At 33.4% G+C, this 15,612-nt stretch carries 12 protein-coding genes and 1 pseudogene; all 13 read left to right on the top strand.

From position 1 onward, the window contains the following. Positions 1 to 259 (top strand): annotated as a pseudogene (locus tag BUB36_RS13755) (glycine/sarcosine/betaine reductase complex component C subunit alpha); the annotation flags it as partial. A gap of 181 nt (positions 260 to 440) precedes the next feature. Next, the gene (locus BUB36_RS13760; RefSeq protein ID WP_073151392.1) at positions 441 to 1,580 is read left to right on the top strand and encodes a BMP family lipoprotein; all 1,140 of its coding nucleotides are present in this window, start codon (positions 441 to 443) and stop codon (positions 1,578 to 1,580) included. Between the two features lie 263 nt (positions 1,581 to 1,843). After that, the gene (locus tag BUB36_RS13765; protein ID WP_073151395.1) at positions 1,844 to 3,376 is read left to right on the top strand and encodes an ABC transporter ATP-binding protein; all 1,533 of its coding nucleotides are present in this window, start codon (positions 1,844 to 1,846) and stop codon (positions 3,374 to 3,376) included. Then, complete coding sequence (locus BUB36_RS13770; RefSeq protein ID WP_073151398.1) at positions 3,376 to 4,431, top strand: ABC transporter permease; 1,056 nt, start codon at positions 3,376 to 3,378, stop codon at positions 4,429 to 4,431. The genes BUB36_RS13765 and BUB36_RS13770 overlap by 1 nt, the downstream gene beginning before the upstream one ends. A 1-nt stretch (position 4,432) precedes the next feature. Next, positions 4,433 to 5,392, top strand: coding sequence for an ABC transporter permease (locus tag BUB36_RS13775; RefSeq protein ID WP_207550824.1), 960 nt, complete (start codon positions 4,433 to 4,435; stop codon positions 5,390 to 5,392). A gap of 381 nt (positions 5,393 to 5,773) precedes the next feature. After that, the gene (rpoN, locus tag BUB36_RS13780; RefSeq protein ID WP_073151400.1) at positions 5,774 to 7,168 is read left to right on the top strand and encodes an RNA polymerase factor sigma-54; all 1,395 of its coding nucleotides are present in this window, start codon (positions 5,774 to 5,776) and stop codon (positions 7,166 to 7,168) included. 175 nt (positions 7,169 to 7,343) lie between these two features. Continuing rightward, the gene (locus BUB36_RS13785; protein ID WP_084112049.1) at positions 7,344 to 8,414 is read left to right on the top strand and encodes a sugar-binding transcriptional regulator; all 1,071 of its coding nucleotides are present in this window, start codon (positions 7,344 to 7,346) and stop codon (positions 8,412 to 8,414) included. A 2-nt stretch (positions 8,415 to 8,416) separates the two neighbouring features. Next, complete coding sequence (gene gap, locus BUB36_RS13790; protein ID WP_073151403.1) at positions 8,417 to 9,424, top strand: type I glyceraldehyde-3-phosphate dehydrogenase; 1,008 nt, start codon at positions 8,417 to 8,419, stop codon at positions 9,422 to 9,424. 122 nt (positions 9,425 to 9,546) lie between these two features. Further along, positions 9,547 to 10,719: a phosphoglycerate kinase gene (locus BUB36_RS13795; protein ID WP_073151406.1), complete on the top strand. Its 1,173-nt coding sequence runs from the start codon at positions 9,547 to 9,549 to the stop codon at positions 10,717 to 10,719. A 30-nt stretch (positions 10,720 to 10,749) separates the two neighbouring features. Then, entirely contained in the window at positions 10,750 to 11,496 is a 747-nt protein-coding gene (gene tpiA / locus BUB36_RS13800; protein ID WP_073151409.1) for a triose-phosphate isomerase, read from the top strand. 171 nt (positions 11,497 to 11,667) lie between these two features. Further along, complete coding sequence (gene eno, locus BUB36_RS13805; protein ID WP_073151420.1) at positions 11,668 to 12,960, top strand: phosphopyruvate hydratase; 1,293 nt, start codon at positions 11,668 to 11,670, stop codon at positions 12,958 to 12,960. 180 nt (positions 12,961 to 13,140) lie between these two features. Next, on the top strand, positions 13,141 to 13,374 hold the full coding sequence (gene secG / locus BUB36_RS13810; RefSeq protein ID WP_073151423.1) for a preprotein translocase subunit SecG: 234 nt from the start codon (positions 13,141 to 13,143) through the stop codon (positions 13,372 to 13,374). 40 nt (positions 13,375 to 13,414) lie between these two features. Beyond that, the gene (locus BUB36_RS13815) at positions 13,415 to 15,391 is read left to right on the top strand and encodes a sodium-translocating pyrophosphatase (protein ID WP_073151426.1); all 1,977 of its coding nucleotides are present in this window, start codon (positions 13,415 to 13,417) and stop codon (positions 15,389 to 15,391) included. Positions 15,392 to 15,612 lie beyond the last annotated feature (221 nt).

Here is a 15,612-nt window from a genome sequence, read left to right on the forward strand (position 1 = left end):
AAAGGATACCAAAAAAGCTGACAATGAAGCACAAAAAGTTACAGCTCCTCCAAAGGAAGTAGTAACAGGACAAATCTCTGGTATAGATATAATGGATCTAGAAGATGCTGTAAAGGCATTATGGAAGGAAAAAATCTATGCGGAAAGCGGTATGGGATGTACAGGTCCTATAGTACTTGTAAACGAAGAAAAGTTAAGCACTGCTACCGAAATTCTTTCAAAGGCAGGATTTGTTGCTAAAGCAGGCAGTGACTGCTAATATAGATATATTTATACCCGTGAATTAATTATTCACGGGTTATTACTATAAAATACACATATTAGGGATATTATTACAATAAATTAACAATAAAAAGATATTAAAAAAAGGAGTTTTATAGTTTTTGTAGAATATATATACTTTGGATTATTTGAAATTTAATTAAGGGAGGAAATTAAGAATGGGTAGAAAAATATTATCTCTATTATTAGTGGCTATGTTAGCAATTAGTTTATTTGCTGGCTGTGCAAAAGCTCCAGAAAAAGAAGAGCCAAAAGCTCCAGAGCAAGAAGAGCCAAAAGCTACTGAGGAAGAAAAGCAAGAAGAACCTAAAAAAGAAGCTACAGAGGATTTTAAAGTTGGATTTGTTACTGATACAGGTGGAATCGATGACAGATCTTTCAATCAAGGAACTTGGGAAGGTATTGTAAAATATGCTGAAGAAAAAGGGTGGACAGAAGGAACAGAGTATCAGTATATACAATCAAATGAAGAAGCAGATTATATACCTAACTTAAGTGCCTTTGGAGATGATAATTACAATTTAGTTATAGCTGCTGGATTCTTATTTGAAAAAGCTATGAAGGAAGTCCCACCACAATATCCAAATACTAATTTTGCAATAATTGATGCAATTGTTGAGCAGCCTAATGTTGCGTCAGTAACATTTGCAGAAGAGCAAGGCTCTTTCTTGGTTGGTGTAGCAGCAGCTAAGACTACAAAAACTAAGAAAGTTGGTTTTGTAGGTGGAATGGACTTTCCATTAATTAGACATTTCCATGCTGGATTTGCAGCAGGAGTACATTCAGTTGATCCGTCTATCGAAATAGTAGACCAATATGCTGGTGCCTTTGATAACCCAGGAACTGGTCAGCAAATAGCATCAACTATGTATGAGCAAGGTGTAGATGTTATTTATCATGCTGCAGGTGGAACTGGTAACGGTGTAATTAATGAGGCTAAAAACAGAGTTTCAAATGGAGAAAATGTATGGGTAATTGGTGTTGATAAGAATCAATATGCAGATGGTATATATGATAAAGAGAATAATAAATCAGTTGTTTTGACTTCCATGATGAAGAGAGTTGACGTTGCTGCCTACAACATAATAGAAGCAGCTCAGAAAGGAGAATTTCCAGGTGGTAAAGTAACAGCATTAACTTTAGCTGATGATGGTGTTGGAATACCAAAGGAAAATCCAAATTTAAGTGATGACATAATTAAGACAATTAATGAGTATAAAGAAAAAATTGTAAAAGGTGAAATAACAGTTCCAAATAATATGGAAGATTTAAAAGCCTTTGAAGAGAATTTGAAATAAATTAAAAACAATTCAAAAAAAAATAAGCCCATTATAAAAATAGGCTTATTTTTTTTGAATTAAATTCACAAGATAATAGATATAAACAACCTCAATGTTAAATAAATTTCAAAGAAAAGAATTTAGAAGATTTGATTATTTTTTTATGAATTTAAATAAGAACCATAAAATTAATATATAGGCAATTACATTAATTATTACAGTAATAAGAGATTTTTGGTATAATAAATTAAGTCTTATTTTTAAAGTGAGGAGTTGCAGAAATGGAGTATATTATTGAGATGCTAAATATTAGGAAGGAATTTCCTGGCATAGTAGCGAATGATAATATAACATTGCAAGTAAAGCCAGGTGAAATTCATGCATTATTAGGTGAGAATGGAGCAGGGAAGTCTACCTTGATGAGTGTACTATTTGGATTGTATAAACCAGAAGCTGGAGAAATAAGAGTAAGAGGAAAAAGGGTAAATATTACTGACCCTAATGTTGCTAATGCTCTAGGTATAGGTATGGTTCATCAGCATTTCAAATTAGTTCACAATTTCACAGTAACTGAAAACATTATATTAGGACAAGAACCAACAGAAAGGGGCAGAATAAATATAAAAAAAGCGGCTAAAGATATAAAGAAGTTATCTGAGACATATGGCCTTGAAGTAGACCCCTATGCAATAATTGAGGATATTACTGTGGGTATGCAGCAACGTGTGGAAATACTTAAAATGCTTTACCGTAATGCTGAAATACTCATATTTGATGAACCTACAGCAGCTCTTACACCACAGGAAATAGCTGAACTTATGGAAATAATGAGAAGACTTGTAGAGGAAGGTAAATCAATAATTTTAATAACCCATAAATTGAAGGAAATAAAAGAAGTTGCAGATAGGTGCACTATTATAAGAAGAGGTAAGTACATTGATACGGTGGATGTAGCAACCACTTCAGAGGAAAAATTGGCTTCCTTGATGGTGGGTAGAGAAGTTAGCTTTAAAGTAGAAAAGGACAAAGCTAAGCCTAGAGAAAATGTACTCAGGATTTCTGACTTGGTTGTAAGAGACTCTAGGGGATTAAAGGCAGTAGATGGATTGAATTTAGAAATTAATGCAGGTGAAATATTAGGTATTGCAGGGGTAGATGGAAATGGCCAAACTGAACTATTAGAAGCAATATCAGGTCTTAGGAAGGTAGAAGAAGGTAAAATAGAGCTTCTTGGTAAGGATATTACTAACATGCATGTTAGAAATAGAACCGAAACTGGAATCGGTCACATACCTCAAGATAGACATAAGCATGGATTAGTTTTGGATTTTAAACTATCGGAAAATCTGATTTTACAAACTTATTATAAAGAACCATATTCAAAAAATGGATTATTAAATGATGCTGCAATAAATGAAAAGGCTCAGGAATTGATTGATGAATTTGATGTAAGAAGTGGGCAGGGGATAAATACCATGACAAGGGCTATGTCAGGTGGCAATCAGCAGAAGGCAATTATTGCCAGAGAAGTAGATAGAAGCCCTGCTCTTTTAATTGCAGGACAGCCTACTAGAGGATTAGACGTAGGAGCGATAGAATTTATCCATAAAAAGCTTATAGAAGAACGGGATAAAGGAAGAGCTGTATTGCTGGTATCACTAGAACTTGATGAAATTATGAATGTAAGTGATAGAATAGCTGTAATATTTGAAGGGAAAATTGTTGGAATAGTAGAGGCAGAAAAAGCTACTGAAAGACAGCTTGGATTAATGATGGCAGGGTCTACTCATGACAAGGAAGAAGGTGATATGTAATGCTAAAATTTATAACAGATGAAAAAAATCAAAGATTTATAGTACCCTTGGTGTCAGTATTTCTTGGATTTATAGCTGGAGCAATTATTATGATGATTACTGGTATAAATCCAATCGAAGGCTATAGGGCTTTAATTAAAGGAGTTGTTGGAAACCCAAGAAGATTTGGAGAATGGATAGTTGCATCTACGCCCCTTATTTTATCAGGTCTTGCCATAGCGTTTGGATTAAGAACAGGAGTATTTAACATCGGTGTGGAGGGACAACTTATAGCAGGGTCCTTTGCAGCAGCAGCAGTGGGTATATTAATAGAATTACCTAGATTCATACATTTACCTATGGTAATGTTAGCAGCAGCCATTGCAGGAGCATTATGGGGCTTAATCCCAGGCTTCTTAAAGGCTAAATTTAAAGTTCATGAAGTAGTAGTTGGAATTATGCTTAACTATACAGCACTTCATTTAGTCAATTATGCAATAAAGATTTTACCAGGAAGTACAAATACAAAAACTGTTGATATTTTCGAATCAGCTAATTTAAGTAGTAAATTCTTATCAAGCATAACAAAACATTCTAGGCTTCACTGGGGATTTATTATAGCCTTCTTAGGAGCATTGATATTCTGGTATATAATCGAAAGAACAACCTTTGGATACGAGCTTCGTTCTGTAGGGTTTAATCCCCATGCTTCAGAGTATGCTGGTATGAAGGTTGAGAGAAATATAGTATACTCCATGATGATATCAGGAGCATTTGCTGGACTAGCTGGCGCCATGATTTCTGTAGGAACCTTTAATTATGCAAGGGTTATTGGAGGCTTTGAGGGATATGGACTTGATGGAATAGCAGTGGCATTACTTGGCAATAATGGTGGATTAGGCATATTGATATCTGGCTTTTTATTTGGTGCTCTTAAGGCTGGTTCAAGTGCCATGGCTTTAGCTAAGGTTCCAAAGGAAATTGCTGAAATTATTATGGCGTTTATAGTGCTTTTTGCAGCTATGAATTATGGTATTAAGAGATTGATACTTTATTTGAGAAAGGAGGAGAAATAATATGGATTTTATGCAGTTTATTAGTATAATAATACCTTTAATGTTAACTTCTGCAGCTCCTATTATTTCATCTTCCATTGGAGGACTCTTCAGTGAAAGATCAGGAGTATTTAATATAGGATTAGAAGGGCTTATGATGGTTGGAGCCTTTACAGCAGCAACAGTTACTGTACTTGTTGAAAGTAGTCTTGGTCCAATTAGTCCATGGATTGGAATGTTGGCAGGGATAATAACAGGTGGATTATTTTCTGTTATACATGCCTACGTTAGTATAAATTTAAGAGCTGATCAAGTTATCAGTGGTACTGCAATTAACCTATTGGGAGCAGGCTTAACTATATATTTATGCGAGATTATCTTTAATCAGCAGAGAACAGTTGCTTTTATGAATGGAATCAAAAAAGATGATATTCCAGTGCTTTCAGATATACCTTTATTAGGGAATCTACTATTTAAAAAAGTTCATATTACATCATATATGATAATATTAATTGCAATATTGGTTTGGTATATTGTATATAAAACCCCATTTGGATTAAGGCTTAGGGCAGTAGGAGAGCACCCTGGGGCTGCAGATTCAATGGGTATAAATGTTTATAAGATGAGATATATAGGAGTTATTTTATCTGGAATGTTTGCTGGACTCGGTGGTGGAATAATGGTATTGACTCAGGATATTCAGTATACCTATGCTACAATCCATGGAACGGGTTTTATAGCATTGGCGGCATTGATATTTGGTAAATGGCATCCATTGGGAGTAGTTGGTGCAGGGATATTTTTTGGTTTTTCACAAGCGTTAGGTATAATAGCCTATCAAATACCCTTTCTTGCTGAATTACCCCAAGAATTTTTCTGGGCTTTTCCATATGTATTAACTGTAATTGCATTAGTAGCTTTCTCAGGCAAATCTGTAGGACCAAGAGCTGCAGGCAAACCATATGAGAAGGGCGAAAGATAAATTAACTTAACCTATTGTGATAGTTTCTATTTAATGGAACTCTAATATTTCCTTTTCATTTAAGAAATAAACCTGTTTTTTCACATGAATTTTAAGGGAAAAACAGGTTTAAAGTCTTTTATAAAGTTTTATAAAAGGCTTTAAAAAAACATAATATAAAGTATATTTACTAGCTTGACTAGTTAAATTATGTTATTTTAAAACTTTTCTCGAAATATGTAAAAAAATGATAGAATCAGTGATTTGAAGGAGAAACTATGATAAAATTAATCGATAATTGTCGTTTTAATCATGAATGCCACTTTGTTTGATAACGTTTTTTTGGTATAATTAAATTGTAAAAAGTATGTTGAATATACTTATGTGTAGGGTGGTTTATATATGAGACTGTCATATAATTTAAATTTACAACAAACTCAAAAGCTTGTTATGACCCCAGAATTAAAACAAGCAATAGAAATATTACAATATAATTCTGTTGAACTAGAAAGTTTTATACAGCAAGAGCTGATTAATAATCCAGTTCTTGAACCTGAACAGGTAAAGGTAGAAGTGGAGAATGAACCGAAAAAAGAAGCCAAGGAATATGATGACATTATTGATATTAAAAAACTATTTTCAGACTATGATGGCTATAAAAACAAGAATAGAATACGCAACTATGAAGAAAAAGAGGAAACAACCTTTGAAAATTATTTATCAACAGAAACAACTCTAATAGACCACCTGCTATTTCAGCTTCAATTTACCTTATTAAAGGGTAAAGAGAAAATAGTAGGAAAATATATTGTGGAAAATATTGATGAAAATGGTTATTTGCATATTAGCAATGAAGAAATATGCAATAGATTTAAAATAGAGGAGAGAGATGTAGAAAACATAATCAATATTATTCAAACATTTGATCCTATTGGGGTGGGAGCAAGAAATTTAAGGGAATGTTTGCTGATTCAACTTAGACAGAATAATATAGAGGATGAAATAATATATCAAATTGTTGCCAATCATTTAAATGATATAGCTGATAATAAGATAAACAATATTGCAAAACAATTAAATACATCTGTAGAAAGAGTACAAGAGGTTGGGGACTTCATAAAAACTTTGGAGCCTAAGCCTGGTAGAATATTTAGTTCAAGTAGGGATGTAAGATATGTAACACCAGATGTAACTGTAGAAAAGGTTAATAATGAATATATAGTTTTAGTAAAAGATACAACTGCTCCAAGGCTTACAATAAATCATTATTATAGAAATCTTCTGTTAAATAAGGAAATGGAAGATAATACGTCTTCATATATTAATAAAAAATTAAATTCAGCCTTAAAGCTTATAAGATGTATTCAACAAAGAAGAAATACTATATATAAGGTTGTTAAAGCAATAGTAAACTATCAAATAGACTTCTTTGAAAAAGGTGTAATTCATCTTAAACCTTTAACATTAAAGGAAATAGCTGATGAAATTGGTGTACATGAGTCCACTGTAAGTAGAGCAATTAATGGCAAGTACATGCAGTGTCCAAGGGGAATTTATGAGTTGAAGTACTTTTTCCAAAGCGGAGTATCAAGTGCCTATGGAGAAGGGATATCTGCTGAAAGTATTAAATCAATTATTAAAGATCTAATTCAAAAAGAAAATCCTAAAAAACCTCTTAGCGATCAAGTCATATCTAACGAACTCAATAAGTTAGGTGTAAAGATATCTAGAAGGACCGTTGCAAAATATAGAGATGAGCTGAATATAGCATCTTCATCCAAGAGAAAAAGATATTAGAAAAAAGGCATCATATGATTGATGCTTTTTTCTATTTAACTATTGAAAAATTTAAGAGCTAAATGTATAATAATGTTAGATATTTTTTTGAATAAGTCGGGACGAAAAAAGCACGCATGGTCAATAAGTGACCCTAAACATTGCTATAAAATTAAACTGGGAACGGGGGGCTAAGTTGGATAAAAAAATCAGTGATAAGGAAAGAATTGAAATTAATGAATTAATAAGTATTTTAAATAATATTGCTCCAGATTTTATGGAAGTTATAGAAAAGAGATATAGTGTTTTAAGGATAATAAATTATCTTGGACCTATTGGAAGGAGAAGCCTTTCTGATAAATTAGATTTAACAGAAAGAAATATTAGAACAGCATCAACAGCCCTTAAAAATCAACAGCTAATAAATATTACTCAGGAAGGTATGAGTATTACCGCTAGAGGTAAAAAAAGTTTAGAAAGATTAAAGTATGCATTTCATATATTAAAAGGGTTAAGAATATTAGAAGAAGAACTTAGAGATATTTTAAACATAAAAAAAGTAATAATTGTACCAAATTCAGCTGACAGTGACCCACTAGTATATAAAGAAATGGGAAAGGCAGCTTCAGGCTACATAGATAGTCTCATTACTGAAAAAAGTACTATTGGTTTAACAGGTGGAACAACTATTGCGCAAGTTATAAATGAGTATAAATATAGAAAAGAAAAGCTCAGTGATGTTACAGTAATACCTGCAAGAGGTGGCTTGGGAAAGAAGGTTGAATATCAAGCTAACACTTTAGTTCAAAATTTAGCCAATAAATTAGGCTGTAACTATAAAACTTTATATACTCCAGATTTTTTATCACAAGATTCCATAGAAAGCTTGCTCAAAGAACCAGCTATTAAAGAAATAATTGAGCTTATTGAAGATATAGATATATTAGTTTTTGGAATAGGTAGAGCTGATATAATGGCACAAAGAAGGGGATTAAGCAATGAACAAATTGAGAGCCTAATAAATAAAGGAGCAGTTTCAGAAGCCTTTGGATATTATTTTAATGAAGCTGGAGAAATAGTGCATGAAATAAGCACAATAGGAATAGATTTTGAAACATTTAACAAAATAGAAAATATAATTGCTGTTGCAGGAGGAAGTGAAAAAGCTGAAGCAATAGCATCAATTTCGAAGCTAAATGAAAGGCTTGTGCTTATTTGTGATGAGAGTGTTGCCAAAAAAATAATTTTTAAATATAAGGAGGAATAAACATGGCAGTAAAGGTTGGAATTAATGGTTTTGGAAGAATAGGAAGATTGGCATTTAGGCTGATGTTTGATAGCCCAGAATTTGAAATCGTTGCATTAAACGATTTAACTGATGCAAAAACATTAGCTCATTTATTGAAGTACGATACTGCACAAGGAAAATACAAAACAGATTCAATTGAAGCAAAAGAAGGTGCTATAGTAGTAGACGGTAAAGAAATCAAAATTTATGCTGAAAGGGATCCAGAAAATCTTCCATGGGGAGAACATGACGTAGATGTGGTAATAGAATGTACAGGTTTCTTTAGAACAAAGGAACTTGCTGAAAAGCATATTAAAGCAGGGGCGAAAAAAGTTATTATTTCTGCTCCAGCAAAGGGTGACATGAAAACAATTGTCTACAACGTAAATCATGAAATATTAGATGGGAGTGAAACTGTATTATCAGGAGCTTCTTGTACAACTAACTGTTTAGCTCCAGTTGCAAAGGTTTTAAATGATAACTTTGGCATAGTAAAGGGATTAATGACTACTATTCATGCTTATACCAATGACCAAAACACACTAGACGGACCCCATAAGGATTTAAGAAGAGGTAGAACTGCAGCTCAAAATATTGTACCTACAACTACAGGTGCTGCTGTAGCAGTAGGCAAAGTGCTACCAGAATTAAATGGTAAGCTTGATGGTGGAGCTATGAGAGTACCAACAATGACTGGTTCATTAGTTGATTTAACCGTTGAATTGGAAAAGAATGTTACTGTAGATGAAGTTAATGCTGCAATCAAGGCAGCTTCAAATGAAACATTGGGATATACTGAAGATCCAATTGTTTCATCAGATATTATAGGAACTCAATATGGCTCATTATTTGATGCTGGATGTACTAAAGTATTAGAAGTAGATGGTAAGCAAATGGTTAAAGTTGTTACTTGGTATGATAATGAAATGTCCTACACAGCTCAATTAGTAAGAACTGCTAAATATTTTGTAGAGCTTATGAATAAATAACAAGCATATGGTAAGAATGTAGATAATAGAATAGCGGAACAGTTTGGTTCCGCTATTTTAACAGTCTAAAATTATTTTAATGCTATAGATTATTAATTATTAAATCTTTGGAGGGTAAATTTATGGTTAAGACTGTGAGGGATTTAGAATTAAATAATAAGAAAGTATTGATTCGTGTAGACTTTAATGTTCCTATAAAAAATGGTAAAATAACTAATGATAACAGAATTGTAGCAGCACTTCCAACGATTAAATATGTGTTAGAGCAAAGAGGTAAAGTTATATTATTTTCTCATTTAGGAAGAGTAAAGACTGAAGAAGATAAACTAACTAAAACACTTAAGCCTGTTGCAGAAAGACTATCCCAGCTTCTCGATAAAAAAGTTGAATTTGTACCTGCCACCAAGGGAGAAATTCTTGAAAAAGCTATTGATAAACTTAAAGAAGGAGAAATTTTGCTTGTTGAGAATACAAGATTTGAAAAGGGTGAAACAAAAAATGATACTGAGCTGGGGAAATATTGGGCATCACTTGGAGATGTATACATAAATGATGCATTTGGTACAGCCCATAGAGAACATGCTTCAAATGTAGGAATTGCTAGTCACCTTGAATCAGCAGCAGGATTTTTATTAGAGAAGGAAATAGAGTTTATAGGAGGGGTAGTTAACAATCCTAAGAGACCTCTTATAGCAATATTAGGTGGAGCAAAGGTTTCTGATAAGATAGGTGTTATTGAAAACTTAATTGAAAAAGCTGATAAAATTTTAATCGGTGGAGGCATGATGTTTACTTTTTTAAGAGCACAAGGAAAAAGCGTAGGAAAATCTTTAGTTGAGGAAGATAAAATTGAGCTGGCTAAAGCTTTATTAGAAAAGGCTGGAGAAAAAATAGTATTACCAGTTGATACAGTTGTAACTAAAGAATTTAAGAGCGATACTGAATATAGAACAGTTTCTGTAGATGATATATCACAGGAAGAAATGGGACTTGATATTGGTAGTGATTCCGTTGAATTATTTAAAAAACAATTGAAAGGTGCAAAATCAGTTGTGTGGAATGGTCCTATGGGCGTATTTGAAATGGAAAATTTTGCAAAGGGAACAATTGGTATATGTGAAGCTATAGCCCAATTAGAAGATGCTATAACTATTATCGGTGGAGGAGATAGTGCAGCTGCTGCTATAGAGTTAGGTTATTCAGATAAGTTTACACATATTTCTACTGGAGGAGGAGCTTCCCTAGAGTATTTAGAAGGTAAATTGTTACCAGGAATTGAGTGTTTAAATAAATAAATATTTAAAAGAGATATTTGAGGTGAGAATATGAGATTACCAATAATTGCAGGTAACTGGAAAATGCATATGACAAAGGAAGTTTCACTAGATTACATAAAGGAATTAAGGCAAAATATTGAAGGAACTGATGTGGAGGTTGTGATATGCCCTCCAGCTACCCTTTTAGGAGTTTTAAAGGAAGCTACAAGAAATTCAAACATAAAAATAGGTGCGCAAAATATGCATTGGGAAGAACAAGGGGCCTTTACAGGTGAAATTTCTCCTTTAATGCTTAAGGATTTAGATATAGACTATTGTATTATCGGTCATTCCGAAAGAAGACAATATTTTGGAGAAACTAATGAAACAGTTAATAAAAAAATTATAGCTGCTATAAAGCATGACATTAAACCCATAGTCTGTGTAGGTGAAAGTCTTGAGGAAAGAAACGCAGGCAAAACAGAAAGCTTATTAAAAGAGCAAGTAACAGAAGCACTTAAAGGCTTAAAGCCTGAAGACGTAAAAAATATAGTAATTGCTTATGAACCAATCTGGGCCATAGGTACAGGTGAAACAGCCACACCTGAAATAGCTAATAGTACAATTGAGTATATTAGAGTAATAATAAAGGAACTATTTGGTGATATTATTTCCGAGGAAATAAGAATCCAATATGGTGGAAGTGTAAAACCAAATAATATAGAAGAACTTATGAAGCAAAGTGACATTGATGGAGCTTTAGTAGGTGGAGCAAGCCTTAAGGCAGAAAGTTTTTCAAAAATAGTTAATTTTTAAATAGCTAAAGATCCATAGTTTACTGCTAATAGCTTATAAACTAAAAATTCAAAAAAATATGTAAACTATGGTTTGATGTTATACTAATGTATTTGTTATTCAAAAATCTAACTTTGACGGTTTTGCTATTAGCATAGTAAAAAACTAAATAAAAATTAGGAGGTATTTAATATGTCAAATATAATTGGTGTTTATGGTAGAGAAATTCTTGACTCAAGAGGAAATCCAACTGTAGAAGTAGAGATATACTTGGAAGATGGTTCAATGGGTAGAGCTGCTGTGCCATCAGGAGCATCTACTGGAGCCTTTGAAGCTGTAGAACTTAGAGATGGCGACAAAGAAAGGTTTCTTGGAAAAGGTGTATTAGATGCAGTTAGGAATATAAATGAGATAATTGCACCAGAAATTGTTGGACTCGACGCATTTGATCAAGTAGCTATCGATAAGCTTATGATAGATTTAGATGGAACAGAAAACAAAGGTAAATTAGGTGCAAATGCTATTTTAGGGGTTTCAATGGCAGTTGCTAAGGCTGCAGCTAGTTCATTAGGATTACCGATATATCAGTACATAGGTGGAGTAAATGCAAAAACTTTACCAGTACCAATGATGAACATATTAAATGGTGGAAAGCATGCTGACAACAACGTTGATATCCAAGAATTTATGGTAATGCCTATTGGTGCAAAAAGCTTTGCAGAAGCACTTAGAATGGGTGCTGAAATATTCCATAACTTAAAGAAGGTTTTAAAAGGTAAAGGATTAAATACATCAGTTGGTGATGAAGGTGGTTTTGCACCTAACTTGACATCTAATGAAGAAGCGTTAGAAGTAATTATAGAAGCTATTAAGAATGCAGGCTATAAACCAGGTGAAGACATAATGTTAGCTTTAGATGTTGCTGCTACAGAAATCTACAATAAAGAAGATAAGAAATATGAGCTAACTGGAGAAGGCTTAGTTAAGACATCGGAAGAAATGGTAGAGTTTTATAGCAGCTTAGTTGAAAAATATCCAATTATATCTATTGAAGACGGTTTAGATGAAGAAGATTGGGAAGGGTGGAAACTGTTAACTGAAAAGCTTGGAGGTAAGATTCAGTTAGTAGGAGACGATCTTTTTGTAACTAATACAAAGAGACTTTCTAGAGGTATTGAGAATAATACAGCCAACTCTATACTTATAAAATTAAATCAAATAGGAACATTAACCGAGACATTAGATGCTATAGAAATGGCTAAGAGAGCAGGATATACCGCTGTTATATCCCATAGATCAGGGGAAACGGAGGATTCTACAATAGCAGATTTAGTTGTAGCTGTTAATGCAGGTCAAATAAAAACTGGAGCACCTTCAAGAACCGATAGGGTTGCTAAGTACAATCAATTGTTAAGAATAGAAGATATGCTTGATAGTTCTGCTGAATTTGCAGGAATGAAGGCTTTTTATAATTTGAAAAAATAGAATTAAGTATAATGAAATAAATTATAGTAATAATATAGAAAGAGGGTAAAATTTACCCTCTTAAATTAATAGCTGCAAAGGCAAAGGTTTTCACAAGATACTTTGGTATTATTGTATTGATTTTAAAAAATTCCTATGTTAAAATTATTTTGTTAAGCTAGAGAATAGGGGGTGGATAGATTGAAAATATTATTTATGGTACTTCAAGTAATTGCTAGTTTAATTTTAATAGGAAGCATATTATTACAATCAGGTAAAAGTGCTGGATTATCTGGTTCAATAGGTGGTGGAGCAGAACAACTTTTTGGCAAACAAAAAGCTAGAGGTTATGATGAAATGCTATCTAGAGTTACCAAAATTGGAGCAGGCGTATTTATAGCTTGTTCATTAATACTAGTTTATCTCCAAGGTTAACATCAGAAAACTAAATAGAGGAATGTGAGGAGGCAGTTTAATGAATTTTGTATTAGCACCTATTGTAGGAATAATTGCATTAATATTTGCGATATTATTGGCTTCAAGAATCAATAAAGTTGATGTAGGTAATGATAGAATGAAAGAGATATCTTCTTATATACAAGAAGGTGCGATGGCATTTTTAACAAGGGAATATAAAACATTGGTAATTTTTGCAGGAATACTTTTTGTTGCAATAGGTTTTGGATTACAAAGCTGGTTAACAGCCGTTTGTTTTCTAATTGGAGCGTTTTTCTCAGCACTAGCAGGTTTCTTTGGAATGAGGGTTGCTACTAAAGCAAATGTAAGAACTGCTAATGCTGCAAAGGAAAGTGGTATGAATAAGGCACTTTCTGTGGCATTTTCTGGCGGGGCAGTAATGGGAATGTCAGTTGTTGGTTTAGGACTTCTAGGTGTTGGCGGACTTTATTTATTGATTGGAGAGCCTGGAATAATTACAGGATTTGGATTAGGAGCATCTTCCATAGCATTATTTGCACGTGTTGGTGGAGGAATCTATACGAAGGCTGCTGACGTTGGAGCAGACTTAGTTGGTAAAGTTGAAGCTGGTATTCCAGAGGATGACCCTAGAAATCCTGCAGTTATTGCTGATAACGTTGGTGATAACGTTGGTGACGTTGCTGGCATGGGTGCAGACCTTTTTGAATCATATGTTGGATCGATTATTTCAGCAATTACTTTAGGAGTAGTAGCTCATGGAGTAGAAGGTGCTTTATTTCCATTGATATTAGCATCCCTAGGAATTATTGCATCAATAATAGGTACGTTCTTTGTTAAAGGTGATGAAAACTCTGATCCACATAAGGCATTGAAATTAGGAACATATGTAAGTGGCATTATAGTTGTTATCAGTGCCTTTGTTATGAGTAGAATGATATTTCAAAATTTAAATGCGTTCTGGGCAATCACATCAGGATTAATTGTAGGATTAATAATTGGACAGCTTACTGAGTATTATACATCAGGTGATTTTGGTTCAGTTAAGAAGATAGCTAAACAGTCAGAAACTGGTCCTGCTACGACTATTATTAGTGGTTTAGCAGTAGGAATGCTATCAACTGCATTTCCAATATTATTTATCTCTGCTGGTATTTTGGTAGCATATAAGTTTATGGGACTTTATGGTATAGCTCTAGCAGCGGTAGGAATGTTATCAACAGGAGGTATTACTATAGCAGTTGATGCTTATGGACCTATAGCTGATAATGCTGGTGGTATTGCAGAAATGTGTGAATTGCCTAAAGAAGTAAGAGGTATAACTGACAAGCTTGATGCTGTTGGAAATACTACAGCAGCTATTGGTAAAGGTTTTGCTATTGGTTCTGCTGCTCTTACAGCCCTTGCACTATTTGCATCTTATTCAGAGGTTGCTCAAATAACTGGAATAAATATTTTGGATCCAAAGGTTGTTGTTGGTCTTTTATTAGGTGGTATGCTTCCATTCCTATTCTCGGCAATGACTATGGAATCTGTTGGCAAAGCAGCCAATGAAATGATTGAAGAAGTTAGAAGACAGTTTAGAGAAATTCCAGGTGTTATGGAAGGTAAAGGCAAGCCAGAATATGCTAAATGTGTTGATATAAGTACTGCATCAGCGCTAAAAGAAATGATGGTACCAGGGGTAATGGCAGTATTGGCACCTATCGCAACTGGTTTAGTACTAGGAAAAGAAGCATTAGGCGGATTGTTAGCTGGTGCATTAGTAACTGGTGTTCTAATGGCTATATTCATGGCAAATGCAGGTGGAGCATGGGATAATGCTAAGAAATATATTGAAGAAGGTCACCATGGAGGAAAAGGAAGTGAACCTCATAAGGCAGCAGTAGTTGGTGATACTGTTGGTGATCCATTCAAGGATACATCTGGACCTTCAATTAATATACTTATTAAATTAATGACTATAGTTGCTCTAGTATTTGCTCCTTTATTTAATTCATTTGGAGGCTTATTATAGACTTTTAAATAAGCTTTAAATACCCTATTTCGTATATAAAATAGGGTATTTTTATTTTGTAGGAAATTAAAAAAAATCTACTTTAGATTACAAAGTTGAGGAAATTGCATAATACATTTAAAGAATTTTGGAGTGCAAAATGTAGTAGAGAGAGTTAACAAAGCTATCTACATATTGCATTTCAAAATTATTAGTGTTAATTATGCAAGTTTCTCAGTTAA

Origin of the sequence: Paramaledivibacter caminithermalis DSM 15212 (assembly GCF_900142245.1) — a bacterium.
Lineage (GTDB): Bacteria > Bacillota > Clostridia > Peptostreptococcales > Caminicellaceae > Paramaledivibacter > Paramaledivibacter caminithermalis.

Coding starts and splice junctions, on each gene's coding strand:
- BUB36_RS13760 (WP_073151392.1), top strand. CDS start 441: ATGGGTAGAAAAATATTATCTCTATTATTAGTGGCTATGTTAGCAATT.
- BUB36_RS13765 (WP_073151395.1), top strand. CDS start 1,844: ATGGAGTATATTATTGAGATGCTAAATATTAGGAAGGAATTTCCTGGC.
- BUB36_RS13770 (WP_073151398.1), top strand. CDS start 3,376: ATGCTAAAATTTATAACAGATGAAAAAAATCAAAGATTTATAGTACCC.
- BUB36_RS13775 (WP_207550824.1), top strand. CDS start 4,433: ATGGATTTTATGCAGTTTATTAGTATAATAATACCTTTAATGTTAACT.
- rpoN (WP_073151400.1), top strand. CDS start 5,774: ATGAGACTGTCATATAATTTAAATTTACAACAAACTCAAAAGCTTGTT.
- gap (WP_073151403.1), top strand. CDS start 8,417: ATGGCAGTAAAGGTTGGAATTAATGGTTTTGGAAGAATAGGAAGATTG.
- BUB36_RS13795 (WP_073151406.1), top strand. CDS start 9,547: ATGGTTAAGACTGTGAGGGATTTAGAATTAAATAATAAGAAAGTATTG.
- tpiA (WP_073151409.1), top strand. CDS start 10,750: ATGAGATTACCAATAATTGCAGGTAACTGGAAAATGCATATGACAAAG.
- eno (WP_073151420.1), top strand. CDS start 11,668: ATGTCAAATATAATTGGTGTTTATGGTAGAGAAATTCTTGACTCAAGA.
- BUB36_RS13815 (WP_073151426.1), top strand. CDS start 13,415: ATGAATTTTGTATTAGCACCTATTGTAGGAATAATTGCATTAATATTT.